General features: G+C 39.8%; 23 protein-coding genes. 1 reads left to right on the forward strand and 22 read right to left on the reverse strand.

Translation table 11 applies throughout. The features are described 5' to 3' along the window. Nucleotides 1-1,281, forward strand: a complete 1,281-nt coding sequence (gene aroA, locus BLP54_RS03110; protein WP_090166624.1) for a 3-phosphoshikimate 1-carboxyvinyltransferase — start codon at nt 1-3, stop codon at nt 1,279-1,281. A gap of 18 nt (nt 1,282-1,299) precedes the next feature. Here the strand turns inward: aroA and BLP54_RS03115 are convergent, their stop codons facing one another. The 22 genes from BLP54_RS03115 to BLP54_RS03220 form a co-directional block, all read right to left on the reverse strand. Continuing rightward, nucleotides 1,300-2,592 (reverse strand): hypothetical protein, encoded by a 1,293-nt coding sequence (locus tag BLP54_RS03115; protein ID WP_090166626.1) that lies wholly within the window; start codon nt 2,590-2,592, stop codon nt 1,300-1,302. 14 nt (nt 2,593-2,606) lie between these two features. Further along, the gene (locus tag BLP54_RS03120; RefSeq protein ID WP_090166628.1) at nt 2,607-4,103 is read right to left on the reverse strand and encodes a glycoside hydrolase family 43 protein; all 1,497 of its coding nucleotides are present in this window, start codon (nt 4,101-4,103) and stop codon (nt 2,607-2,609) included. Between the two features lie 32 nt (nt 4,104-4,135). Beyond that, nucleotides 4,136-5,737, reverse strand: coding sequence for an alpha/beta hydrolase family protein (locus BLP54_RS03125; protein ID WP_090166630.1), 1,602 nt, complete (start codon nt 5,735-5,737; stop codon nt 4,136-4,138). 137 nt (nt 5,738-5,874) lie between these two features. Further along, the gene (locus BLP54_RS03130) at nt 5,875-6,384 is read right to left on the reverse strand and encodes an SEC-C metal-binding domain-containing protein (RefSeq protein WP_090166633.1); all 510 of its coding nucleotides are present in this window, start codon (nt 6,382-6,384) and stop codon (nt 5,875-5,877) included. Between the two features lie 93 nt (nt 6,385-6,477). Beyond that, nucleotides 6,478-7,548: a C40 family peptidase gene (locus tag BLP54_RS03135; RefSeq protein WP_090166635.1), complete on the reverse strand. Its 1,071-nt coding sequence runs from the start codon at nt 7,546-7,548 to the stop codon at nt 6,478-6,480. Nucleotides 7,549-7,634: 86 nt separating this feature from the next. Then, nucleotides 7,635-8,555: a bifunctional riboflavin kinase/FAD synthetase gene (locus tag BLP54_RS03140; protein WP_090166637.1), complete on the reverse strand. Its 921-nt coding sequence runs from the start codon at nt 8,553-8,555 to the stop codon at nt 7,635-7,637. A 2-nt stretch (nt 8,556-8,557) separates the two neighbouring features. Then, on the reverse strand, nt 8,558-9,463 hold the full coding sequence (gene truB / locus BLP54_RS03145) for a tRNA pseudouridine(55) synthase TruB (protein ID WP_090166639.1): 906 nt from the start codon (nt 9,461-9,463) through the stop codon (nt 8,558-8,560). Next, a complete protein-coding gene (locus BLP54_RS03150; protein ID WP_090166641.1) occupies nt 9,463-10,440 on the reverse strand; it encodes a DHH family phosphoesterase in 978 nt (325 codons plus the stop codon). Before BLP54_RS03150 ends, truB begins: the two co-directional genes overlap by 1 nt. 13 nt (nt 10,441-10,453) lie before the next feature. Further along, nucleotides 10,454-10,828 (reverse strand): 30S ribosome-binding factor RbfA, encoded by a 375-nt coding sequence (gene rbfA, locus BLP54_RS03155; protein ID WP_072912484.1) that lies wholly within the window; start codon nt 10,826-10,828, stop codon nt 10,454-10,456. Next, nucleotides 10,828-13,515, reverse strand: coding sequence for a translation initiation factor IF-2 (gene infB, locus BLP54_RS03160; RefSeq protein ID WP_090166643.1), 2,688 nt, complete (start codon nt 13,513-13,515; stop codon nt 10,828-10,830). The genes rbfA and infB overlap by 1 nt, the downstream gene beginning before the upstream one ends. Before the next feature lie 16 nt (nt 13,516-13,531). Then, nucleotides 13,532-13,837 carry a L7Ae/L30e/S12e/Gadd45 family ribosomal protein gene (locus tag BLP54_RS03165; RefSeq protein WP_090166645.1) on the reverse strand — a complete coding sequence of 102 codons (306 nt, stop codon included), beginning with the start codon at nt 13,835-13,837 and terminating at the stop codon, nt 13,532-13,534. Next, nucleotides 13,824-14,093, reverse strand: a complete 270-nt coding sequence (gene rnpM, locus BLP54_RS03170) for an RNase P modulator RnpM (RefSeq protein ID WP_090166647.1) — start codon at nt 14,091-14,093, stop codon at nt 13,824-13,826. Before rnpM ends, BLP54_RS03165 begins: the two co-directional genes overlap by 14 nt. Then, nucleotides 14,094-15,275: a transcription termination factor NusA gene (gene nusA / locus BLP54_RS03175; RefSeq protein WP_090166649.1), complete on the reverse strand. Its 1,182-nt coding sequence runs from the start codon at nt 15,273-15,275 to the stop codon at nt 14,094-14,096. A 17-nt stretch (nt 15,276-15,292) separates the two neighbouring features. Further along, on the reverse strand, nt 15,293-15,763 hold the full coding sequence (gene rimP, locus BLP54_RS03180) for a ribosome maturation factor RimP (RefSeq protein WP_072912469.1): 471 nt from the start codon (nt 15,761-15,763) through the stop codon (nt 15,293-15,295). Nucleotides 15,764-15,946: 183 nt separating this feature from the next. After that, nucleotides 15,947-17,125 (reverse strand): phosphoribosylaminoimidazolecarboxamide formyltransferase, encoded by a 1,179-nt coding sequence (locus tag BLP54_RS03185; protein WP_090166651.1) that lies wholly within the window; start codon nt 17,123-17,125, stop codon nt 15,947-15,949. 12 nt (nt 17,126-17,137) lie between these two features. Beyond that, the gene (locus BLP54_RS03190) at nt 17,138-17,857 is read right to left on the reverse strand and encodes an IMP cyclohydrolase (protein WP_090166653.1); all 720 of its coding nucleotides are present in this window, start codon (nt 17,855-17,857) and stop codon (nt 17,138-17,140) included. Between the two features lie 72 nt (nt 17,858-17,929). Beyond that, a complete protein-coding gene (locus BLP54_RS03195) occupies nt 17,930-18,703 on the reverse strand; it encodes a hypothetical protein (protein WP_090166655.1) in 774 nt (257 codons plus the stop codon). A gap of 97 nt (nt 18,704-18,800) precedes the next feature. Then, entirely contained in the window at nt 18,801-19,562 is a 762-nt protein-coding gene (gene hisF, locus BLP54_RS03200) for an imidazole glycerol phosphate synthase subunit HisF (RefSeq protein ID WP_090166657.1), read from the reverse strand. Between the two features lie 10 nt (nt 19,563-19,572). Continuing rightward, a complete protein-coding gene (hisH, locus tag BLP54_RS03205) occupies nt 19,573-20,178 on the reverse strand; it encodes an imidazole glycerol phosphate synthase subunit HisH (protein WP_090166659.1) in 606 nt (201 codons plus the stop codon). Next, entirely contained in the window at nt 20,175-22,085 is a 1,911-nt protein-coding gene (locus tag BLP54_RS03210) for an ICP22 family protein (protein WP_090166661.1), read from the reverse strand. The genes hisH and BLP54_RS03210 overlap by 4 nt, the downstream gene beginning before the upstream one ends. Before the next feature lie 64 nt (nt 22,086-22,149). Next, the gene (locus tag BLP54_RS03215; protein ID WP_090166663.1) at nt 22,150-23,073 is read right to left on the reverse strand and encodes a chemotaxis protein; all 924 of its coding nucleotides are present in this window, start codon (nt 23,071-23,073) and stop codon (nt 22,150-22,152) included. Nucleotides 23,074-23,106: 33 nt separating this feature from the next. Further along, entirely contained in the window at nt 23,107-23,901 is a 795-nt protein-coding gene (locus BLP54_RS03220; RefSeq protein WP_090166665.1) for a hypothetical protein, read from the reverse strand. Nucleotides 23,902-23,919 lie beyond the last annotated feature (18 nt).

The raw sequence follows: 23,919 nt of genomic DNA on the forward strand, positions 1-23,919 counted from the left end.
ATGCCAATTAATAAAGCAAAAAGTTTAAAAGGTGAAATCAAGGTTCCAGGAGATAAGTCCATCAGCCACCGAGGCGTTATGTTCGGTGCTATTTCCGAGGGTATCACAGAATTAACTGGATTCCTGGATGGTGCTGACTGTCGCTCCACTATCGGCTGCTTTAAAGCCATGGGAATTGATATCTCTCAGGACAGAGATCATGTTGTGATTCATGGAAAAGGTCTTCATGGACTAAGTGAGCCACAGCAGGTTCTTGATGTAGGAAACAGTGGTACTACTACCCGACTTATATCAGGTATTCTTGCCGGTCAGCCCTTTGTCAGCACCTTAAATGGTGATGAATCCATTCAGAAGCGTCCAATGGGAAGAATCATTACACCTCTTACACAGATGGGCGCCTATATCAAATCAGTAAAGAATAACAACTGTGCACCACTTGAGGTAGGCGGCGTTCCTCTCGCTCCACTTCGCTATGATTCACCTGTAGCCAGTGCTCAGGTAAAATCCTGCGTACTTCTTGCAGGTCTTTATGCTGACGGAATCACCTCTGTCACAGAGCCAGTTGTTTCACGAAATCATACAGAGCTTATGCTTTCAGGTTTTGGCGCCGACATCAAATCAGAAGGTCTTACCGCTACTGTTGTAGGCGGCCCTAAGCTTGTAGGTCAAAAAATAGAGGTTCCAGGTGATATTTCATCAGCTGCCTTCTTTATTGTTGCAGGTCTTATATGTCCTAATGCAGATTTATTAATTAAAAACGTAAATACGAATCCAACCCGCGCAGGCATTATAAAAGTTGCACAGGATATGGGAGGAAATATTGAGCTTCTCAATGAGCGAATTGTAAGCGGTGAACCTGTAGCAGATATTCATGTAACTACAAGCGAGCTTCATGGATGTGAAGTTTCAGGAGATATTATTCCTACACTCATAGACGAGCTTCCAGTTATCGCTGTAATGGCAGCCTGTGCAGCAGGTACTACCGTTATTACGGATGCATCAGAATTAAAAGTAAAAGAAAGCGATAGAATCGCCACAGTCACAGAAAATCTTTCGAATATGGGATGTGACATCACTCCTACTGACGATGGAATGATTATCAATGGTGGCAAGCCTCTGAAAGGAACACTTATTAAAACATATTTAGACCATCGTATCGCTATGGCCTTTGCAATTGCAGGACTTGTGGCAGATGGTGAAACAACTTTCGATAGCGAAGACTGTTGTTGTATTTCATATCCAGATTTCTTTAACACATTAAAGTACCTCACTAATCAATAAGGTTAGTGAGGTACTTTTTTACCAATGAGTCTTATGCTCATCTATAATTTCATATGTTTCAATATTTACAAGATAAAAACCCTTAAGGCTTGCTTCTGCCTGTCCTAAGGAATATCCATTTTCATCAAGAGGCTCTGCTTCAAGTACAATCTCTAAGCAATTATTTCCATTTTCATCTTTTTTTAAGCCATTATCATAGAGATTATATTCGTAATCTTCATCCCTATAAACAGTTCCTCTGACATTTCCCTTTGCAGTATAACTTATAAGTAAATTTGTATAATAGTCTTCAATAATTCCGTTATTCTTAAGGTAGCCCTCAAGGATAATCATTAAATTCATGATATCTATATCATCATAAGGCTCAGAAGATGCATCAATTGAATAAGAATCATCTGAACTATAATCATAGTCATCTGAGCTATAGTCATCATAATCATAGGAATCAATTAATTCCTCATCAGAATCACTCCATCTGGAATCATATCTTTCAAAACAGCATACCAAGTCACTCTTAAATATAAAGCAACCTAGCAGAAAGAAAATTAAAAATAAGATTGTAAATACCTTCTTAGATTGCTTGCCTTTTTTTATTATGGCAACAAGAAGGGAGAATCCAAAGGCATATATCAATGAAACTGATAAGATAGAATCCAATAGGGACAATCCCGTCAAAAACCTTTGAAAATATCTGCCACAGGAAAGATAATTTAAATCCATACCTAAGAAAAAGACACCATAGGATAATAGCAAAGTAACAATGATGATGGCAAATGGATTAGCTGTCTTCTGCTTGGCAAGTTTACTCTCATCAAAGTCTTGTTCCTCAGAATTAATCCATTCTTTTACAAGCTCTAAATCATCATTTTTAAAAGATGCAGGAATAAAATCTACAGCCATTCTGCATTTATCTTTATCACCCATCCTTGCATCAGCTACAGCCATTGATCTTAAGAAATTATATTTATTCCCTGGTAGTTTACAAAATACATGCTTGTGGAATAAATAAAGGCCGTAGTCATGAACATCCTTTGGTTCCAATGACAATAGCTTCTTTTTTGTCATATTTGCATAAGCCGAAAGAAGCCCTGCATAAAGTGTTAATATCGATGCAAATAATGCAATATTAAAAGTGCCATCGATATATAATCCTAAGTAATCCTTTAGGTAATAATACCCAAGAAACAGAAGCAATCCAAAATACAATAAAGATATTTTGTGAACCAAAAGTACTCTCTTGGCAATCTTCACTCCGGCATTTTCTTCATCAAGTGATGTAACATCAAACTCACCTTGTATATAGCAATTCATTTATTTAGTGTCCTCTATTCGCTAAAATTTAGATTTCGAAAATCAACGACACCCCCAAGATTCTTTGTACCATACGAGAATACGCCTATACGATATCCCACAAAAACATCTAATGTAAACTCCATATCAAGCGGTTCTCCGAACTCAATAAAGTCCGTGCCATCTACAGAATAATAGAAATAGGCCTTATCTTCATTTTCGAAATCAAAGACTATTCTAATCCAAAAATGATTACAATTGAAGCCTTGAATTTCTGAAACATTTTGTCTTATCTCTGTCTTATCTTTTTGAGTGGAAACGATGTAAAATTCACCATTAGATTTTGTTAATCCTATAGTTCCGTATTTTCCCATAAAGGCAGCAAGTCCAGCATAATCTCCGCCACGCATTCCAGAAAAATCGCCCTCTATCGTAAATACGGATTTAGGAGTAACAGTTCGCTCTGTCAAAGTGTTTCTGGCATCCATTATTGATGATGCTAGCTGCATATTTTTAAGACGTAAATAGCCAAGACGGTCTGTAAATGACCATCCCTCCTCTATAGGATTATGATTCCACTGGAACTGAAGAAGCATTCTGTCACTGCTGTGATTAAAGGAATCGCTTGTTACGAGTGGATTTGTAAATACTTCCTTCATAGGAATATCGAATTCTTCAGGAGCTTTCCCATCCTGTCCTATCACAGGCCAGTCATTTTCCCATGTCATAGGAAGCAAATAAGGAATACGTCCTACGGCTCCGTGATCCTGAAAAAACATTGAGTAGCAATTCTTTTCATCAACATCAATAAGAACTCCCTGCGCAATACCACAATTTTTATAACCCATATCATCATCAAAAATGATATGTCTTTCAAAATCTCCATCAAGGCTTGTTCCGCGATAACAAACCTCTCTTCTTCTACCATTTCCATTACCAATCTCAGGCCACTCAATAAAGCACAGATAAATATATTTCTTTCTTACGTAGGCACGACATCCTTCACAGCGAAGCATAATGCCAGCTTTGTCTGTGGCAAATAACAATCTGTCTGATGTCTCATCCACTCCACTAAAATCATCCAAAATCCTGACAATATGAATATCACCATTTCCATAAACAAGATAAGGCTTATTATCCCAGAACAAGAAACTAGGGTCATGATAAATACCATTCAACTCATATCTATCCCAAAAAGATTTCTCGATATCATCCGAATAATAGATATAAGTCTTCTTCATATCGTTGCACACAAAGCATGAATAGAATATTCCCCTGTGATAGCAAAGAGTTGTTGCCCATTGACAAGCTCCGTATGCATTCTTGCCATTCTTTAACTCATATATATCATTATCTTCAATCTTGTCAAAAATGTATGATACTATCTCCCAGTTCTTTAAGTCCTTGGAGCGAAGGATTGGGCCTCCTGGGCAAAAGAACATTGTGGTACTGACCATATAATAAAAACCATTAGCCTTAATGACATCCATATCTGGCATGTCCATTTTTAAAAGTGGATTTGTAACTTTCAATTAATATATCTCCCTATTATTTCGTAAATACTCTATCTAGTAAATTGTGATATAAATTTCCATGCCTGTTCACAGGAATGTTCTCTAAATTCATGAACCTGACCGCTTACGCTACCGAAGGCTGTACGACAAACTCCATCCTCGCTGTCATAGTAATTTACAGTCAGCACACTTCCTCTTGAAGGATCTGGAATCTTCTCAACTCTGTCTCCTGAAATACCGTATATACGGTCATCCCAATTTTCTCTGTCAGAGAAATCAACATTAAAATTAATCTTAAGCTTATTAACAGAAGCTGCATATCTGATGCGCTCAAGAGATTCCTCGGCCTGGAAAGGAAGCTCTGGAAGTGGCGATTCCTCTCCACCTGAATAAAAAATTGGTACCGATACTGTGGTATTTATACGTGGGTCTCCAAGAGATAAACCAAATGGATTATTATGGATTGGGAACAAAGCGCTGGCTGGAGCAAGTCCTGCAAAAACCTCAGGATATTCCTGGAACATATCCCAGGTCTTAGCACTTCCCATAGAGAAACCAGCAGCATATATTCTCTTTTCATCCACGTTATATTTCTTCTTTAAATCAGCAATAACCTCCATAGCCTCTGTTGGAGTTACATACTGGTGATTCTCAATTGAAACATATAAGAAGTTGTATTTATGGCAAACCTCCCACCATCCAGAGACAAAGGTAAGGAACATTGAAGAGTCTCCACCACCGTGGTAACCAATCAACATTGGAACAGGTCCATTATCAAAAAGTCCCTTATTGTAATATGCAAAATATCCAACCTTATGAGTCTTTGTGTCCTTATATTTCTTTTCCTTGTGATCCTTTGAAGTGTTAACCTCAGTAAAGCCTGGCTCCTCCACCATATTAAGAGCCTCAAAATCTGGCTCAATTTCGAGATTTCCACACCACATCTTAAACTTCTTTACGAAGCTGTAGAAATCAGCTTTATATTCAGCTTTATCCTTAATCAAAACATTTTTAGATTCAGCAAAAGCATCATTAACTTCATCTGTATTTCCTACTGAAAGAATGGCAATATCCTTTCGCTGTACCTCAGGTACGACATTTAATCCTTCCATGGAAATCATTGCTGGTGTAATCTCACCTGGTCCCCATAAATATTCACCCTCAACAGTCTGAAGAAGATTTCTTGCGCAGTAATCAGCTGATTTTCCAAAGCTATATATATCTGTTCTAAACTTAGCGCCTCTGATGAAATATCCCTTGAATTCCTGTGCTATAAAATCATGGAAGGCTGCGATTCCATCCTCATAATCAGGATTCATTTTTACTTCTTCCATTATCTCCTTGTAAAGGTCAACAGAGGCATTATCCCATCCGCCTTCACAAGTAGGATAAATAAAAAGTACACTTGAATCTACGGCTGATGCTATATCAGAAAGACCTGACTCCTTGGCAAAAGCAATAGCCTCCTCCTTTGTGCGCTTATTTTCCTCGAACACCAAAAGTAAAGGTGCTCTAAAACCGTAATTCAAAACCTCGCCATCTATTTCGGTAGATGGAACATAGGCCTTCAAATGAAAATTATTATATGTATGCTCCCAGTATTTATCACCATTATCAAATTTTTCCACATGTGGTCTTGCAAAAATTCCCATAAAAAAATCCCCCTTACCAAAATAGATAAATCTATTCTAGCATCCGGGGGATCCAATAAATACCGATAAAGTTTTAAATAAAGGATGATAAATAATAGAAAAAAGCCTGTCCCATAAAATGAGACAGGCGAAAAATTTTATTTCTTGTTCATACAACAATGCTTATACTTCTTTCCAGAACCGCATGGACATGGATCATTACGTCCAACCTTCTTCTCTGTACGGATGATTGTGTGCATGTTCTTAGCTTCCTTTGTAAGAGCCTTAAGAGTATCTGCATCAAAAATCTTCTCCCACTGTGGGAGACCATAAAGCCAATCAGCCTTAGCATCGATCATGTTCTTGTAAAGCTTTTCCTTATCGAACTTAAGAGAAACTACTGTATCCTCTTCCATTGTGTCGATTGGATTTGGCTCAACAAGTGAATCATTGATTCCATCAAGGAAACCAACCATTGGCATAACTTCAATCTTATATTTCTCAGCAAGCTCTTTAACTGTACCCTTTACCTCTGTATCAGGATCATCAAGAAGCTGCTCGTAAATGCCTTTCTCTAAAAGAAAATAATTCTGCCAGAATCTCTGTAAATCAGCCTGAGACTGGTTCTGATTGTAGGCAATCTTCTGCCACTGTTCAAGTAAACTCATTTTATATTCCTCTCCAATAAAAAAATCAATATCGTGGTAAAAACCACCTTTTGTATTTTAACATAAAAGGCTACCAGAAGGTAGCCCTAAATACTAATCGTAGATAACGCGAACACACTTAATAGGTGTACGGTACATGTAATTTGAAATCTTAATTCCATCACGTCTGTTAGATGCGTGAACAATCTGTCCACCACCAATATAAATAGCTACGTGATTGATACTGCCACCCTTGCCATAGAAGATCAAATCACCAGGCTTTAATTCTGAAGTGCTAATCTTTGTTCCTTCATTAGCCTGTGCTCTTGAAGAATGGCTAAGATATACACCGTACTGTCTCATAATCTGCATTGTGAAACCAGAGCAGTCTACACCGTGTGTAAGGGATGTACCACCCCAAACATAGCGATTACCTACATACTGAAGTGCATTTTCACAGATAGCCATACGAACATCAGAAACACCTGCACCGTAACGAGCCTCAGTAAGAGTCATGGCTGTTTTAAGGGAAAGATCAACGTCTACATATTCTGCACAGACATACCCCTCATCACCATCGACATCTACCTTAATCCACTCATCATCCTGAGTATTATCAAGAATTACTATTTCTTCACCCTCTGCGAGCTGATAGATAATCTCTGACTCGGTATTGCCCTCTGCACGAACTCGAAGACCACCTGTCTTTGCTGTGGCAACGTATTCCGCAAGCTCTACAGCCTTATCCCATGCATCATCACCTGAGATAAGGTACTCAGAACTAACGTAACCTTCTACTTCGCCAGATTTGATATGAGTCCAATCTCCATCTATATCAAGAATCTCGCAAGCAGCCTCCGCTGGGAATTTACCAACAAGCTTTGCGTCAGAAGAAGCTGACTCTCTAATATTAAGATTTCCTTCTGAGACATTACAGATACCGATATTATTATAACCATAAATATCGCCAAGTGACTTAGCAGTCGCAATGGCATTAGAATCAGTAACTGAAATCTCTTCAATAGCTGATAAATCTACAGCTGCAGCAGAAACTACACCTGCAACTGCAGAAACATTGTCATTAGAATTATTTTTATCTAAATAAGTACGTGTATCTACGCAATAATCAAATAAAAGCGCAGTAGCACATACAAGTGTGAATGCTGAAACAACCCGTCTGTTCATAAAACCTCCAATAGCTAAAAACGAACTTTTAAGAGTATAGCAAGAATTCGAAAAAATGTCAATTAAATGTAATATTTTCGTAATATCTATTTGTTATTAAAGTAGCTTTTAGCTTTTGCTTTATCAATATTCATCTGATTTGTAAGCTCCTCTATGGAAGCAAATTTCATCTCAGGTCTAAGGAAGCTTTGGAAGGTAACCTTTACAAATTTTCCATACAGATCCCCGTTGTAATCAAGAATATGTGTCTCGATTCCAACAATATTTTTGTCTGAAACTGATGGCTTGGTGCCAACATTGGTAACACCATGGTAGATTCTTCCATCAAAATCTATTGTAGTAACATATACTCCAAATCTAGGAACCAGCTTTATCTTCTCTGGCATAATGTTGATTGTAGGAATACCGATTGTGTGGCCAAGGTGAGCTCCGTGCACCACCTCGCCCCAAACAAAATATTCATATCCTAACATCTCATTAACAGAAACAATATTGCCCTCTTTAAGCTCTTCCCTAATGTAGGTACTACTAATATCTCTATTGTTCTGTTTGATTTTCTCGATGACCTTATAGTCAAATCCAAGCTCTTTAGAGAGCTCTTTGAGAAGTTCCACATTGCCTGCGCCCTTATGACCAAAAGTAAAATCAGGGCCAGATATCATATATTGCATATTGAGATTTGATACCAAAAATTCTATAAAGCTTCTGGCATCCGTCTGCATTAGACGCTCGTCAAAAGGGCACTCGATAAGATAATCGAGGCCATTATTATCAAGCATAAACATACGCTCTTTATTTGTGATCAAACATGGAGTCTGATCCTCTTGTAATAAAAAACGGGGTGAATTGGTAAAAGTGATAAGACAGGATTTTAATCCTTCTTTCTTTTTTGAAATGATATCAGTGGTCAATAGATTATGACCTCTGTGGATACCATCGAATTTTCCAACAGTCACCGCTGTAGGCTCTGATATTTTAGTGTCAAATAAAGAATGTAAATACTCCATAATTATTCCAAAAACATTTTCTCCAAAATAAACTGAGATTCCTCATAAACGTAAATTCCAAGGAATCTGTTATCTGGTAAAAAGATACGATATCTTTCACCATCTTCAAAGCTACTAACTGCCTCTGCAAATACGTTGGCAGCTGGTATCTTTCCGCCGTTAATGGCCTGCTTAAGGGCTTCCTCTGTTGGAATCACAAAAACAGTACCTAAGCCGTCAAAAACTGAGGCTATTGGCAACATTATACCATCTAATTTGCCATTTTTAACTATTCTTTCAATTTCATCTAAAGTTTTTGCATCTGAAATATCAAATTGACTAACTCTGGTGCGCACCAACGACTTCATTGCACAGCCACAACCAAGCACCTCTCCAACATCATGACAAAGAGATCTGATGTAAGTACCCTTGCTACAATGTATCCTGATAGAAACCTCAGGAAGGTTCATTGAAAGAATATCAATACTAAAAATCGTAACAGGACGAGGCTTTCTCTCAACCTCTTTGCCCTCTCTGGCAAGCTCATAAAGCTTTTTACCATTTACCTTTAAGGCAGAATACATAGGTGGAACCTGCATGATATCGCCGACAAAACTAGACAAGGCTTCCTGAACCTGAGCTTCTGTAACATCAACAGACTTTTTTGATAGAATCTTGCCGCTCATATCGTAGGTATCTGTCTCTACACCAAGAAGCATCACACATTCATAAACCTTATCCTTGTCTGTGAGCATATCACAAAGCTTTGTAGCCTTGCCCACACAAACAGGAAGCACACCTGTCGCATCAGGATCAAGTGTGCCCGTATGACCAATTTTCTTTATTTTTAAAATGCCACGAAGCTTGGCAACAACATCAAAGGATGTGAAGCCTGCCTCCTTGTAGACATTGATAATGCCACTATTCATTAGTTAATTCCTAACTCATTAAACTGTTTTTTTACCATATCAACTATCTCTTCGATAATCTTCCATGGCTCTTTTGTACTAACCGAAAATCCTGCTGCCTTCTTGTGTCCACCACCGCCATATGTGCCAGTGATAACAGTAAGATCCACATCTCCTGTTGCTCTTGTACTGCCCTTATAATCACCATCTTCAAGCTCATAAAGGAATACAGCCACTTCAACACCTGTAGTATCACGAAGCTGCTGAACAATACCCTCTAAATGCTTGCTCTGTGCACCATATTCTGCCATATCCTCTGCTGTAATAACTGCAGCGATAATCTTACCATCTTCATAAGTCTTACAGTTAAGCAATGCTTTTCCAAGCATTCTATTCTGTATCATGGTCTTGGCATAATAGGTATCAGTACAAATCTTAGAGTAATCAATACCTTTTGTCATAAGGAAGCCTGCAGCATCCATTGTGGATTCTGTAGTGCAGGAATACTGAAATACACCTGTATCATGGATAATACCCGTATAAAGACATTCTGCTATGTCCTTAGTGATTTTATCCTTACCAAACTGATTATATACAAGCTCACAGGTAGAGCTGTCATCAGGAATAATATAACTAAACTCGGCAAAACCACCGTTTGTCATATGATGATCGATACAAACAGTGTGAGTAGCCTTCTCAAAAAATGGGAAAACATCTCCGAGTCTAGCGCCATCGCTACAATCTAAAGCGATGAATAAATCAAATTTCTTGTCTGCTGAAACAGTGTGAATGTCTTCAATCTTATCAGCATTTTTGAAAAACTTAAAAATATTTGGAATCGGATCGAGATAGACATGAACTTCTATCTGAGGGTAGTAAGTGACTACATAATTGTACATAGCCATGCATGAGCCAACACAGTCACCATCTGGACGAATGTGGCCACTGATTCCTACCACCTTTGAATTTGATAAAAGTTCATTAAAGTTGTCTATCATAGTCCGTCTCCTTTTACTCTTCTTCTTTTGCATGAAGAGGTGCATTCACCTCATCAATAAGTTTGCTCATCTTTGCAGCGTAAGCGATTGACTGGTCGCTTACGAAGGTAATCTCAGGTGTGTTTCTGAGATTGATTCTGTGAGCTAGCTCACGGCGAATGAAGCCGGCAGAGCTCTTAAGACCTTCAATAGTCTTCTTAACTGCCTCATCATCCCCGAGAACTGAAATATATGCCTTGCAAGTCTTTAAGTCTGGGGCAACCTCCACAGATACCACCGATGTAACTGGTGATATACGTGGATCCTTTACCTCAAGACGAATGATATTGCTAAGCTCTCGCATAACTTCCTCGTTGATGCGGGTATTTTTAACTGAATTTTTTCTCATTATCTAGGTACCTCAACCATAATGTAGGCCTCGATGATATCCATTTCCTGAACATCATTGAAGTCTTCAATAACAAGACCACACTCGAAGTTTGTCTTAACTTCCTTAACGTCATCCTTGAATCTCTTAAGAGAACCAAGCTTTCCTTCGTGAATAAGATTTCCTTCACGTGTGACACGAACCATACAATCTCTCTGGAAGTAACCATCTGTTACATATGAACCAGCGATATTACCTACGCCTGAAGCCTTGAAGATCTGACGAACCTCTGCATGACCGATAACCTTCTCCTCGAAGATTGGATCAAGCATACCCTTCATAGCAGACTCAACATCGTTGATTGCATCGTAAATTACCTTGTAGAGACGAAGGTCTACGCCTTCTCTGTCGGCTGTCATCTTAGCCTGTGGATCAACACGAACGTTGAAACCGATGATGATAGCATTTGAAGCAGATGCAAGAACTACGTCTGACTCATTGATTGTACCAACACCACCATGGATTGTCTTAACAACAACTTCCTCATTAGAAAGCTTCTCGAGTGACTGCTTAACAGCCTCAACAGAACCCTTAACATCAGCCTTAACGATAATGTCGAGCTCCTTAAGATTTCCTGACTCGATCTCGCTGAAGAGTGCATCAAGAGACATCTTAGACTTAGTCTGCTCAACGAGCTTGTTCTTGTGCTCTGCAACGAAAGTATCAGCAAATGAGTGAGCTTCCTTCTCAGAATCAAATGACATTAATACTTCACCAGCATTTGGAACCTCAGAAAGACCAAGAATCTCAACTGGAACTGAAGGGCCAGCACTCTTAACACGTGCGCCTGTATCATCAAGCATAGCTCTTACCTTACCATAGCAGCTACCGCAGGCAACAGGATCACCAACGTGAAGTGTACCCTTCTGAACAAGTACTGTAGCAACAGCACCACGCCCCTTATCAAGCTGTGCCTCGATAACAAGACCACGAGCCTTACGGTTAGGGTTAGCCTTTAGCTCAAGTACCTCCGCTGTAAGAAGAATCATCTCAAGAAGGTTGTCGATACCTTCCTTTGTGTGAGCAGATACTGGACAGAATACTGTACTTCCGCCCCAATCCTCAGGAATGAGCTGGTACTCAGAAAGCTCCTGCTTAACTCTGTCGATATTTGCATTAGGCTTATCAATCTTGTTGATTGCAACAATGATTTCGATGCCAGCAGCCTTAGCATGGTTGATAGCTTCTACTGTCTGAGGCATAACACCGTCGTCAGCAGCAACTACAAGAATAGCGATATCTGTAGAGTTAGCACCACGCATACGCATTGCTGTGAAGGCCTCATGACCTGGTGTATCAAGGAATGTAATATCCTGATTGTTAATTGAAACTGTATAAGCACCGATGTGCTGTGTGATACCACCAGCCTCACGGTCTGTAACCTTTGTATCACGGATAGCATCAAGAAGTGATGTCTTACCATGATCTACGTGACCCATTACGCAGACAACAGGTGGACGTGATGGGTAGCTTGATGTATCCTCTTCCTCTTCCTTAAGAAGCTCAGCGATAACATCAACCTTTTCCTCTTCCTCGCAGATGCAGTTGAACTCAAGAGCGATTTCTGAAGCTTCCTCGAAATCTACCTCCTGGTTAACTGTAACCATCTTGCCCTTCATGAAGAGTGTCTTAACAACTGCAGATGACTGAACCTTCATCTTATCAGCAAGATCCTTGATAGTAATTCTATCTGGAATTGTGATAGTAAGAACCTCATCCATATTACGCTCTGGGGCCTTTGGAGCATTGTTCTTTTTCTTCTTTCCACCATTCTTCTCAAGATTGATGTAACGCTCCTGCTTCTTGCCGCCTAAGTTGTTATCTCTATCGTTGTTTCCGTTCTTCTTTTTCTTGTCGTCACGACGTCCGCCCTTAGCATTTGAAGAAGGTGCCATATCTGGAGCAGAATTCTGTGATGGACGAGAATTTCTGTCACCACGGTTATCTGGTCTAGCTGGTCTGTCACCTCTGTCGTTTCTATCATTTCTTTCAGGACGCTTTCCAGCTGGCTTATCACCTCTTGCTGGTCTGTCGTTATTATCTCTATTTGGACGCTCCTGTCTATTGTCGCGTCTTTCATTTCTCTCTGGACGATCGTTTCTATCCTGACGCTCAGGACGTTCCTTTCTTACTGGACGCTCCTGTACTTCCTCAGCTGAGTTCTTCTTTGATATGAACTCTGTATCCTGAGACTGAGCACTAGCTCTCTGTGATGGACGAACACCATCAGCAAATGTACGAGGTCTGATTGGGCCTCTTGGCTGTGCTGGTGCCTGAGCCTTCTTCTGTCCATTGTTATCTCTGTTTTCGTTTCTTGAAGAATCAGAGCCTGGGCGTCTTCTTCTGTCATCACGGTCACGAGTAACTACGAACACGTTCTTCTTTTTCTTTACAGGATTTCCATCCTTGTCTACAGCAGGACGTGCCTTCTTTACAGGATTTCCATCCTTGTCTACAGCATGAGCCTGCTTTGGTGCAGCCTTCTTTTCGTCCTTTGGTGCAAACTTAGCTCTAACCTTAGCAGCCATATCATCTTCAATGCCGCTCTGAGCTTTTGCTTCTATACCATTAGCTTCGAGAAAAGCAATGACGTCCTTGCTTTCCTTACCAAGTTCTTTGGCTAATTCATGTACTTTAATTTTTGCCATCTAATATCCTCCTCATCTACTTCAGTATCTTATCTAGAATGCTTAAGGATAAATTTTCATCGCACACTACTATGGATGCCCGATATTCTTTACCAATTGCATGACCTAAAGATTCTTTGGTTCCATATTCTACGTATTTAACATCGTAGAACTCACAGGAATTTGAAAATGATTTCTTAGTATTGGCTGATGCATCTGTTGCAACAATACACAGACTGCCCAGTCCTTCTTTAATGGCCTGCTCGCATGCGAATTCTCCACTAACGAGACGACCAGCCTTCATGGCCATACTAATCATATTAAGACCTTTATCTACTGCCATTTTCTAACTCCATTTTTATGCTGTTAATCACCTCATCTGAAACTGGTGTTTTAAATGCTCTGTTAAACGACTTTTTCTTTTCAGCAAGTGCAACACATTGTTCGTTTTTACATACCCATGCGCCTCTGCCCTGAGCCTTCTGGCTTAAATCAAGCTGAACTTTTCCATCGACTCTGGCAACTCTGAAAAGCTGATCCTTAGGAACCATCTGTCCACAGGCTACACATTTTCTAAGAGGTAATGTTTTATCAATCATTTACTCTTCCTCTGAAGACTCTTCTGAATCAGACTCCTCGTACTCCTCTTCGTACTCAGCATCCTCATCGTAGTACTCTTCCTCATCATAGTACTCGTCATCCTCATAATCCTCTTCATAATCAAGGAAGTCACCAGCCTCTTTAGCCTGTGTCTCACTCTTGATATCAATCTTGAAGCCTGTAAGACGAGCTGCAAGACGAGCATTCTGACCTTCCTTACCGATAGCAAGTGAAAGCTGATAATCTGGAACAACTACACGAGCTGTCTTCTCATCTGCATCAGCGATAACTGCAACAACCTTTGCAGGTGAAAGTGCATTCTCGATGAGGTAAGCAGGGTTCTCATCCCACTCAACGATATCAATCTTCTCACCACGAAGCTCATTAACGATAGCGTTTACACGAGCACCGTTCTGACCAACGCAAGCTCCTACTGGATCTACATCCTCATCATTTGACCAAACAGCAATCTTTGTACGGCTGCCAGCCTCACGTGAGATTGACTTAATCTCAACGATACCATCTCTAACCTCAGAAACTTCTTCCTCGAAAAGCTTCTTAACAAGCTCTGGATGTGTACGTGAGACAAGAATACGTGGTCCCTTGTTAGATGTCTTAACCTCAACAATGTATACCTTAATACGGTCCTGTGGCTTGTAGTACTCGCCCTTAACCTGCTCAGACTCTGAAAGGAAGCCCTCAAGCTTACCAAGGTTAACGTGGATATTGTTTCCTGAGAAACGTGTAACAACGCCAGTAACTACCTTGTGCTGAAGCTCGTAGTACTCCTCGAAAAGAACCTTACGCTCTTCCTCACGAATCTTCTGTGTGATTGTGTTCTTAGCTGCTGTAGCTGCGATACGACCAAAGTCCTTTGACTTAACCTCGATACGTGCGATATCGCCTACCTGTAACTTTCCATCAAGGTTCTGAGCCTCTGTAAGAGAAATCTCCTCAACAGGATCCATAACCTCATCAACTACTGTCTTAGCAAGATATACGTGATACTCGCCAGTAGCTCTGTCAATTTCAACTGACGCATTATCAGCCTTTCCATAATTGTTCTTACATGCAATGAGAAGCGAATTCTCGATAGTCTCGATTAAAACATCCATGCTGATATTTTTCTCTTTTGCAAGGTCTGTAAGAGCTTCCCAAAAATCATTTGTATTTGCTGCCATATTTCCTCCTATATTCACTAAAAATCTATTGATAATCTGACTTGTGCAACATCTGCTCTGTTAAATACTTCTGTGCCATCCTCGAACTCAATTGTAAGAGTGTCCTTATCAAAGGCCTTGAGAGCCCCTGTAAATTCCTTGGCACCATTAACAGGCTTGTAGGTTTTAATATCTACATCAAGTCCTATAGCTTTTTCAAAATGCTTATCTTTCTTAAGAATACGACCAAGACCTGGTGAGCTAACTTCGAATATGTAGCCTTCGTTACCACCAATCTGTGGCTCTGCGTCAAGTAACTCGTTCATGCGACGACTAACATCAACGCAATCATCAATTGTGATTCCACCTTCCTTATCGATGTAGGCTCTAAGATAATAATCTGCGCCCTCTTTAACGTATTCAACGTCGTAGAGCTCGAAGCCTAACTCGTCAAGAATAGGAGTAATCAATTCTTCCGTACGTTTTTCGTAATCGGTGTGTTTTGACATAACGTCCTCCTTATTCAGTTGTAAGACTGCATTAACCAGGCATCCTACCTGATTAATATAGTTGGAAAAGAACATAAACAAAGAGAGAGCAAAAATTGCTCTCTCTTCAGTCGCTCTCTTCAATAACAATGCTATTATATCAGAAAATCCGATATTTGCAAGCATTTTGGACATTTTTAATAATTAGTGGTGGAAAAGTCTAAGTCCTGTAAATGACATAACCATATTATATTTATTACATGTCTCGATAACATTATCATCTCTTACTGAGCCACCTGGCTGTGCAACATACTGTACACCAGACTTATGAGCTCTTTCAATGTTGTCACCGAATGGGAAGAAGGCGTCACTTCCTACAGATACTCCTGTAAGCTTATCAAGCCATGCACGCTTTTCTGCTCTTGTAAACTCACTTGGTCTTGTCTTGAAAGTCTTCTGCCATACATCATCACCAATTACATCTTCAAATTCATCTCCGATGTAAAGATCGATGGCATTATCTCTGTCAGCTCTCTTAATTCCATCTACAAAATCGAGATTAAGAACCTTTGGCGCCTGACGAAGCCACCAGTTATCAGCCTTCTGTCCTGCAAGTCTTGTACAGTGAATACGTGACTGCTGACCAGCACCGATACCAATTGCCTGTCCATCCTTTACATAGCATACTGAGTTTGACTGTGTGTACTTAAGAGTAATCATTGCAATAGCAAGATCTATCTTTGCCTGTTCAGTAAGCTCCTTATTATCAGTAACAATATTAGAGAAGAAATCATCATTAATCACCAATTCATTTCTGCCCTGCTCAAAAGTGATACCAAATACTTCCTTGCGTTCGAGCTGCTTTGGAACATAATTTGGATCAATCTTGATAACAGCATAATTTCCGTTCTTTTTTGCTTTTAAGATTTCAAGTGCCTCTGGCTCATAGCCTGGAGCGATAACACCGTCAGAAACTTCTCTCTTAATAAGCTTAGCAGTTGCTGCATCACATACATCTGAAAGAGAAATGAAATCACCGAAGGAAGACATTCTATCTGCACCTCTTGCTCTTGCGTAAGCATTTGCAAGTGGAGTGAATTCCATATCTAAATCATCACACCAGTAGATTTTTCTTTCTACATCTGAAAGAGGAAGTCCCACAGCAGCACCTGCTGGTGAAACGTGCTTAAAAGATGTTGCAGCTGGAAGACCTGTAGCCTTCTTAAGCTCTGACACAAGCTGCCAACCATTAAAAGCATCAAGGAAATTGATATAGCCTGGCTTTCCGCTTAATACTTCAATTGGAAGTTCCCCCTCTTCCATATAAATACGAGATGGCTTCTGATTAGGGTTACAACCATACTTTAATTCCAATTCTTTCATAGCATTATTCTCCTATTTTCTAATATTCTTATTTATGATACGGGTTTCCTTTGCACCTGTGGCAATATCAATGTAACGTACGAAAAGAGAAACCTTATTATCAGCATTAAGGTTAGACCAAATCATATCGGTAAACTCATCGATATTTCCTGAAATTTCAATTGGTGTAGGCTCGCCTTCATAGGAAGGAAGTGGATTTCCATCGCCCATATAAGTGTGAATAAAACGACCTGAACCGGCCTTAGGATTAGAATAATCAAAGGTGTATCTATTACATGAATCAGAATCACCCATGTTAGATTTAAGAATTGACATCATATAAGAAAACTGTCCGTTTTCGAGGTGAAGAAGACCTGAAATACGAGGTGTGAAATTAGGGCCATCCGGCTCAAACTCTCTTCTTCTAAGTGTCTGTTCAAATGTCTCACCAGACTTCATGTACTCATAGATGGTATCAGTCTGATCTCCGTTTGTAACTATGGTGTCGCAACCGAGTACTCGAACTGGTGCATAGATAATGAGACTTGGGTCAGTAAGCTTTGAAGGGTCGAATGCCTCTGTACGAATGCCCTCGCCTTCCTCAACAAATACTCTGTTTCTAGAATTTTCAGAACGTCCCATAATAAAATAGGCAGTGACAGCCTTGGTTCCATCTGACGATCTACCAATGACAATGCCTCTGCCTGGGTAACTGGTTTCTGATAATTCTTTTGCTAAAGATTTAACTACCATGGGTTCCTCCTTAAAATGCAATTTCCGAGCAAAATTATAACCGAACCCACAAACCATGTCCACTATAAAATTTTACGTACTTTGATCAAATTTACTTACAATGTCATCTGCAGATAATGAATAAGAACCGCTGCTTGTATACGACTTCTTACCAGTAATATCTGCAAGTGAGGTACTTGCATAAGAATTAGTCATAGATGCCTTTGTAGCAATCTGATATGCATAACTTCCTGTTCCGCTGAACAAATCTTTCACATAAGACATTGTAGCCTTATTTTTCAAGAAATCCTCATCAACGTTCAAATGATTTTTGCTATCAATGGTAATACCTGCCTTGCCTAAGGTAGATGCAGCCTTTTGTGAGGTAGTAACCATGGCAGCCACCTGAGTAAGGACACCCATTCCTTCAGCTTCCTGACCACTATCTACAAGGTCATTATAGGCTTTTGCAAAACTATTTATAGCGTTATAGATTTTATCTCTATCGTAATCCTTGGTAACCTTACCGTCAGCGTCTTCTGTCTCTACCTGTTCCCAAATAGAATTCTTACCCTTTGCAAGTAATGTATCTGTAGCTTTGTTAAGGGCAGAAGCATCATTTCTGATACCGCTTAAATCTGATATCTTCTCTTTTGACTTTACCCTGGAATCAGATTTCAGATTTCCCTCAGAATCATATTTGGCATAGTAAGACTTAACCAGCTTTCCGTATGAACCTGATCTAATTTGTGCGAGATTATTTATTGATGCTTCCAAGCCACCAAAAATAGAGCTTGAGCTGTTAGATGAACCGCCAAACAATGAATAAATAGATTCACTTCCAAAAGAATTAATAGTTAAAGACATAAACATCACTCCTTTGAATATAAACCTGAACATCCTGTTCCCATCATGTCTATAGTTACCATTATAATACTATAATAATGTGTAAAAACTGTTAATTCTATAACCGCACTGGTATGTTATTGTCCCTTAAATACCTCTTGAGGTCTAAAATCTCCATTTCCTTATAATGAAACAAAGATGCAGCAAGAGCAGCCTCTGCGCCGCCTACGGTAAGAGCATCTTTAAAATGTTCCATTGTTCCTGCACCACCGGAGGCAATGACGGGAATATTTACTGCAGAGGAAATAGCCTTTGTAAGCTCTAAATCAAAGCCAGCCTTTGTTCCGTCCTGATCCATGGAAGTAAGAAGAATCTCACCAGCTCCAAGCTTTTCAACCTTAGCGGCCCACTCTACTGCATCAATTCCGCAATCTAATCGTCCACCATGCTTATAAATATTGAAGCCGCTTCCATCTGCTCTTCTTTTAGCATCAATGGCAACAACCACACACTGACTTCCGAATTTGTCAGCTGCATCCGCAACAAGCTGTGGATTATCAATAGCTGCTGAATTGACTGCGATTTTATCAGCGCCTTCTCTGAGAAGAGCTTTAAAATCCTCTACAGTGCGAATACCTCCACCTACTGTAAATGGAATAAATACCTGCTCTGCAACACGGCGAACCATATCAACTACTGTATTTCTATGGTCAGAAGAAGCTGTGATATCCAAAAATACAACTTCATCTGCACCTGCTTTATCGTAGGCCGCTGCGATTTCTACTGGATCTCCCGCGTCTCTTAAGTTAACGAAGTTAACACCTTTAACCACACGCCCGTCTTTTACATCTAAACAAGGAATAATTCTTTTTGTGAACATGGGAAGCCTCCTATAATTTTGCGAAATTCTTAAGTATCTGAAGTCCCACAGTTGAAGACTTTTCCGGGTGGAACTGGCAGGCAAAAATATTGTCCTTTTCCACTGAAGCATGAATATGACAACCATACTCTGTGGTGGCCTTAACTATAGAAGGATCAGCTGCCTCAAGATAATATGAATGAACAAAATATACAAAGCTGCCCTCGTCAATTCCTTCGAAAAGCTTTCCCTTATTAGGAAAGTCTAAAGAATTCCATCCAATATGTGGAACCTTGATTCCTGGTTTATCAGGAATTCTCTTAACAACTCCATCCAGGAGGTGAAGACCTTCTACTCCAGGAGATTCCTCGCTTGATTCAAATAAAAGCTGAAGTCCAAGGCAAATTCCAATAAAAGGTTTGCCACTTTCAACATAATCTTTAATGGCCTTATCCAAATCATATTTTTTTAGATGCTCCATAGCATCAGCAAAAGAGCCAACTCCTGGTAACACCAAGCGGTCGGCTCTTTCAATCACACTAAAATCCCTGGTGAGGCTAGTCTCCTCACCAAGGATTCCAAATGCTTTTTCTACACTTTTAATATTTCCTGCATCGTAATCAAGTATTGCTATCATGTGTCCGGTAACCCTAGCTTTCTAAGCACTTTTCTAAGTTCGATTGTATAATAATGTCGGTTTGGTTGCTTATAAATAGCCATGGCCTCATCCACAGATAGACCAAAATCTTTCTCAAGCTCTGCAATGATGCTGGTACCAAAGGCATCATACTCATCAGCGATGCCATATTCAACAGCATCATCCTTATATTTTTCGTATCTGCCAAGTCCCTTTAATAAAGAATCTAGTGCGTAGTTATACATACCGTAATTCATAAAGGTAGTATACTCATCCTGACACTGTTGTAAGTCTGCCAGAGTTCTTGACTGATTTCTAAGAAGCTCTACCTTTTCATCAGTTTTGAAATCAAAACCGTTAAGCTTCTCGTAAGCAGCTATGTAATTACCCTGATCAAACAATTCTCTTGCCTGAGACATATGACGCTTCAAACCCGTGAAGGTCATTCCAACCAATACAACACCAATTATTGATATAGATAATACCAAAAATGTTGCAATAATGGAAATAGGAATTTTAGGAGATGTGTCAGGTTCTTTCTCTTTCTTCGGTTTTTTAGGTTTTGGCTCCTTCTTAGGCTTTTCTTTCTTACCTTTTTCCTTCTTAGCTGCTTCCTTTTCTTTCTTTGCAGCTTCCTTAGCAGCTTTCTTTTCTTCCTTCTCTCGTTTCTTCTTTGCTTTAGGATCCTCTGGTACGCCACCCTCTGGGATTATTGGATTACCTTCCTCATCATAGGTAATCTCAACTGTTGCTGCAGCAGCCGCGGCAGCCTCTGCCTCCGCTTCAGCAATTTCATCCTCATCAGGAGCACCAAAGATAATAAGAGCCAGCTTCTGTAGGAATGGATTAGGTTTCTTTTCGCCCTTTTCCTTTTTCTTCTTCTCTTTTTTCTTCTTTTTATCCTTCTTGCCTCCGTCACCTGCAGGCTCCTCTGATGCAGCTTCTGCTGATTCATCAATTTCACCTGCCTCAGAGGCTCCTTCTTCACCACCTGTTAACAATGACTGAATATCCATCAGGTCTTCATCCTCACCCTCAAGGATATTATCTAAATCTAAATCTCCTTCTCCGGAAAGATCAGGTTCTTCGCCTTCTCCATATTCAGCCTCGTCCAGAGCATCCATTTCATCAGGCATAAACTCCTTCAGGGATTCATCTAAAGGTTCTTCCTCTCCGGAATCATCCACCGCATCATCCAGTGAGAATCCAAAATCGTCCTCATCCTCAGCTTCTTCCGAATTCTCTTCAGAATCACCAGCTTCGCCAGCTTCCTCGTCATCGTCAGATTCCTCTATAAACTGGGATAAATCTATATCGTCATCATCAGGAAGCTTTAGTTCTTCACCATCATCTTCTGAACCCTCTGGGTCATTATCTTCAGCAGGACTTGTTTCAGGCTCATCTTCTGCAGCTTCTTCTGTAAGCTCTGGAAAAGCCTCTGGCAGTTCTTCTGCCTCTGGTTCTACTGTGACTGAATCAGCCTCCTCAAGCTTTTTCGCTTCAGTGCTGACCACATTATCAATATCATTTAAAAGCTTATCTACTACATCCTCGTTATCTAATGTAGCTCCTGTATTTTCAAATAGCTGTTCTTCGTTATCAATTTCCTGTTCGAACTCGGAAATGAATAAATCCACATCCTCTTGTCCCAGTTCTTCTTCAAATTTGCGCAAAAAATCCTCCTCAGAAAGAATTTTCCTGAGGTAAGGGTGTGAGCTTTTACCTTTTGTTTGCTGAACGTCAATTCCTGTTGCTGTAAAGAAGTCTTCATCAGGTGCTACCTGCTGTCGGTTCTCAACAAATTCCTGTTGCTTTCTCTCAGCATTTTCTTTGACCTGTTCAGCATCAGTCTTAGCCTTGTTTATTGAATTTAATAGTCCATCTAAGTAGTCCTCAGCCTGAGACATCTTAAATCCTCCCAATATATTTAAAATAAGGGGTATGCTTGGCATACCCCTAAGATTTTAAATTCTAATGACTGTTACGAGCATCCTCGTACTTAGCAACCAAATCATCTACTACCGCGATAAGCTTACCAATTTCTGGCTTTGTAAGCTGTGCATCAGCTCCAAGGCTTTCACCCTTGCGCCTGATTTCGTCATTAATCAGAGATGAGAATATGATAAGCGGAATATTCTTCATTGTCTCATTCTCTTTTACTAACTTACAAAGTCTGTGACCATCCATAAGAGGCATCTCGATATCAGTGATGATAAGGTGTACATCCTGAAGTACTGTGCCATTCTTATGCATCTCAACCAGCTTGTCCCAGCCTTCCTGGCCGTTCATATTTACGATAAGATTTGTATAACCAGCCTTCTTCAAGCACTCAACGATAAGCTTTGAAAGAAGTGGTGAATCCTCACAAAGAAGGATAGGTGATTTGCTTCGATCACGTGTCTCGTAATCATCCATTTCTGAAACCTTAAGACCAGTCTCAGGATTGATATCTGTAACAATCTTCTCGAAATCGAGAATAACTACTAATCTATCATCAAGTTTAATAACACCTGTTGAAACACCAGATTCATCAGATGAAATTGTAGCATCTGGTTTAATGATATCTTCCCATGATACACGGTGAATACCGAGAACCTCGTCTACATGGAATGCTGTATTTAAACTGTTAAAGTTTGTGATTATAAAGAGACCATCATTTTCAGGTTCATCCTGAATATTTAAACACTTGCGAAGAGAGATGACAGAAATCATAATATCTCTTGGCATGAAAATTCCTTCAATGCAAGGATGTGCATTAGGCAATGGAGTTACCTGCTGGTATAACAAAATTTCCCTAATCTTGGCAACGTTGATTCCATAGAAATTCTTGCCAACCTTGAACTCAAGGACCTCTAGTTCGTTAGTACCTGATTCCAATAAAATATTAGTATCCATGCAAATCTCCTCTCATTTAAATCAAAAAATGATTTATAATGGTTTTACTTCTGCCCCTCTGGTAGCACCATCACTGGTTACATAAAGCTCAACCGATGATATATTTTCAACAGCCGAATTGCTAAAGGAAAAAACAATCACAAAGGTTTTCTTCTCTTTACCAGACATCGTTCCTTTATAGGAAGATAAATCATTTGGCAGCATAGTAATTTGAGCCTTGTTCTTTTCCCCTCCATTGAGGGATAAACTATATGTCCTGCCGGAATACTGACTAAAATCAACCGTTCCATCAGTAGTATTCACAGCATCAATATACAAAGTTAAATATTTCTTTCCACTTGCCGGTTTCATATAGAAACTAGAAGTCTTGAAATCACTGGAAACATCAAATTTTGAACAGGTGAATTCAACTCCTGAAATGTCTACGGCGTTGGTAAAGGAATATCCAGCCTCAACAGAAACATCCTCCTGAGCCTGTTCTTCTGCACCTTCCTGTGCTTCAGAATCCTCACCAGGTTCGCCTTCTGGAGGAATCACTTCCCCAGTTTCAGGATCAATTGTCTCCCCTGTGTCCGCTTCCTCTAACGCCTCGTCATCAGCCTGTTCTTCATCAGGTTCATAATCCTCATCCAATTCTCCCTTTTTTACGCGGGCATTTGCGATTCCAATCACCTGATTTTTGTTAAATTTCGCAACCGCTTTCGAAGCATATAAGCTTATTATAGCCTCTTCCTCACTGGTCATTTCATATAGCTGTTCTCCACAACCAGTGGCAAATAGAGAAAAACACAACACAGAAATCATTAAAAAAATTCTGTTAGTTTTCATGCCTTCTCCTAAAAAATA

Origin of the sequence: Pseudobutyrivibrio sp. 49 (assembly GCF_900100545.1) — a bacterium.
GTDB lineage: Bacteria > Bacillota > Clostridia > Lachnospirales > Lachnospiraceae > Pseudobutyrivibrio.

Bases quoted from the DNA above. Each gene is read 5' to 3' on its own strand.
- aroA (WP_090166624.1), top strand. From the start codon at position 1: ATGCCAATTAATAAAGCAAAAAGTTTAAAAGGTGAAATCAAGGTTCCA.
- BLP54_RS03115 (WP_090166626.1), bottom strand. From the start codon at position 2,592: ATGAATTGCTATATACAAGGTGAGTTTGATGTTACATCACTTGATGAA.
- BLP54_RS03125 (WP_090166630.1), bottom strand. From the start codon at position 5,737: ATGGGAATTTTTGCAAGACCACATGTGGAAAAATTTGATAATGGTGAT.
- BLP54_RS03130 (WP_090166633.1), bottom strand. From the start codon at position 6,384: ATGAGTTTACTTGAACAGTGGCAGAAGATTGCCTACAATCAGAACCAG.
- BLP54_RS03135 (WP_090166635.1), bottom strand. From the start codon at position 7,548: ATGAACAGACGGGTTGTTTCAGCATTCACACTTGTATGTGCTACTGCG.
- BLP54_RS03140 (WP_090166637.1), bottom strand. From the start codon at position 8,555: ATGGAGTATTTACATTCTTTATTTGACACTAAAATATCAGAGCCTACA.
- truB (WP_090166639.1), bottom strand. From the start codon at position 9,463: ATGAATAGTGGCATTATCAATGTCTACAAGGAGGCAGGCTTCACATCC.
- BLP54_RS03150 (WP_090166641.1), bottom strand. From the start codon at position 10,440: ATGATAGACAACTTTAATGAACTTTTATCAAATTCAAAGGTGGTAGGA.
- rbfA (WP_072912484.1), bottom strand. From the start codon at position 10,828: ATGAGAAAAAATTCAGTTAAAAATACCCGCATCAACGAGGAAGTTATG.
- infB (WP_090166643.1), bottom strand. From the start codon at position 13,515: ATGGCAAAAATTAAAGTACATGAATTAGCCAAAGAACTTGGTAAGGAA.
- BLP54_RS03165 (WP_090166645.1), bottom strand. From the start codon at position 13,837: ATGGCAGTAGATAAAGGTCTTAATATGATTAGTATGGCCATGAAGGCT.
- rnpM (WP_090166647.1), bottom strand. From the start codon at position 14,093: ATGATTGATAAAACATTACCTCTTAGAAAATGTGTAGCCTGTGGACAG.
- nusA (WP_090166649.1), bottom strand. From the start codon at position 15,275: ATGGCAGCAAATACAAATGATTTTTGGGAAGCTCTTACAGACCTTGCA.
- rimP (WP_072912469.1), bottom strand. From the start codon at position 15,763: ATGTCAAAACACACCGATTACGAAAAACGTACGGAAGAATTGATTACT.
- BLP54_RS03185 (WP_090166651.1), bottom strand. From the start codon at position 17,125: ATGAAAGAATTGGAATTAAAGTATGGTTGTAACCCTAATCAGAAGCCA.
- BLP54_RS03190 (WP_090166653.1), bottom strand. From the start codon at position 17,857: ATGGTAGTTAAATCTTTAGCAAAAGAATTATCAGAAACCAGTTACCCA.
- BLP54_RS03195 (WP_090166655.1), bottom strand. From the start codon at position 18,703: ATGTCTTTAACTATTAATTCTTTTGGAAGTGAATCTATTTATTCATTG.
- hisF (WP_090166657.1), bottom strand. From the start codon at position 19,562: ATGTTCACAAAAAGAATTATTCCTTGTTTAGATGTAAAAGACGGGCGT.
- hisH (WP_090166659.1), bottom strand. From the start codon at position 20,178: ATGATAGCAATACTTGATTACGATGCAGGAAATATTAAAAGTGTAGAA.
- BLP54_RS03210 (WP_090166661.1), bottom strand. From the start codon at position 22,085: ATGTCTCAGGCTGAGGACTACTTAGATGGACTATTAAATTCAATAAAC.
- BLP54_RS03215 (WP_090166663.1), bottom strand. From the start codon at position 23,073: ATGGATACTAATATTTTATTGGAATCAGGTACTAACGAACTAGAGGTC.
- BLP54_RS03220 (WP_090166665.1), bottom strand. From the start codon at position 23,901: ATGAAAACTAACAGAATTTTTTTAATGATTTCTGTGTTGTGTTTTTCT.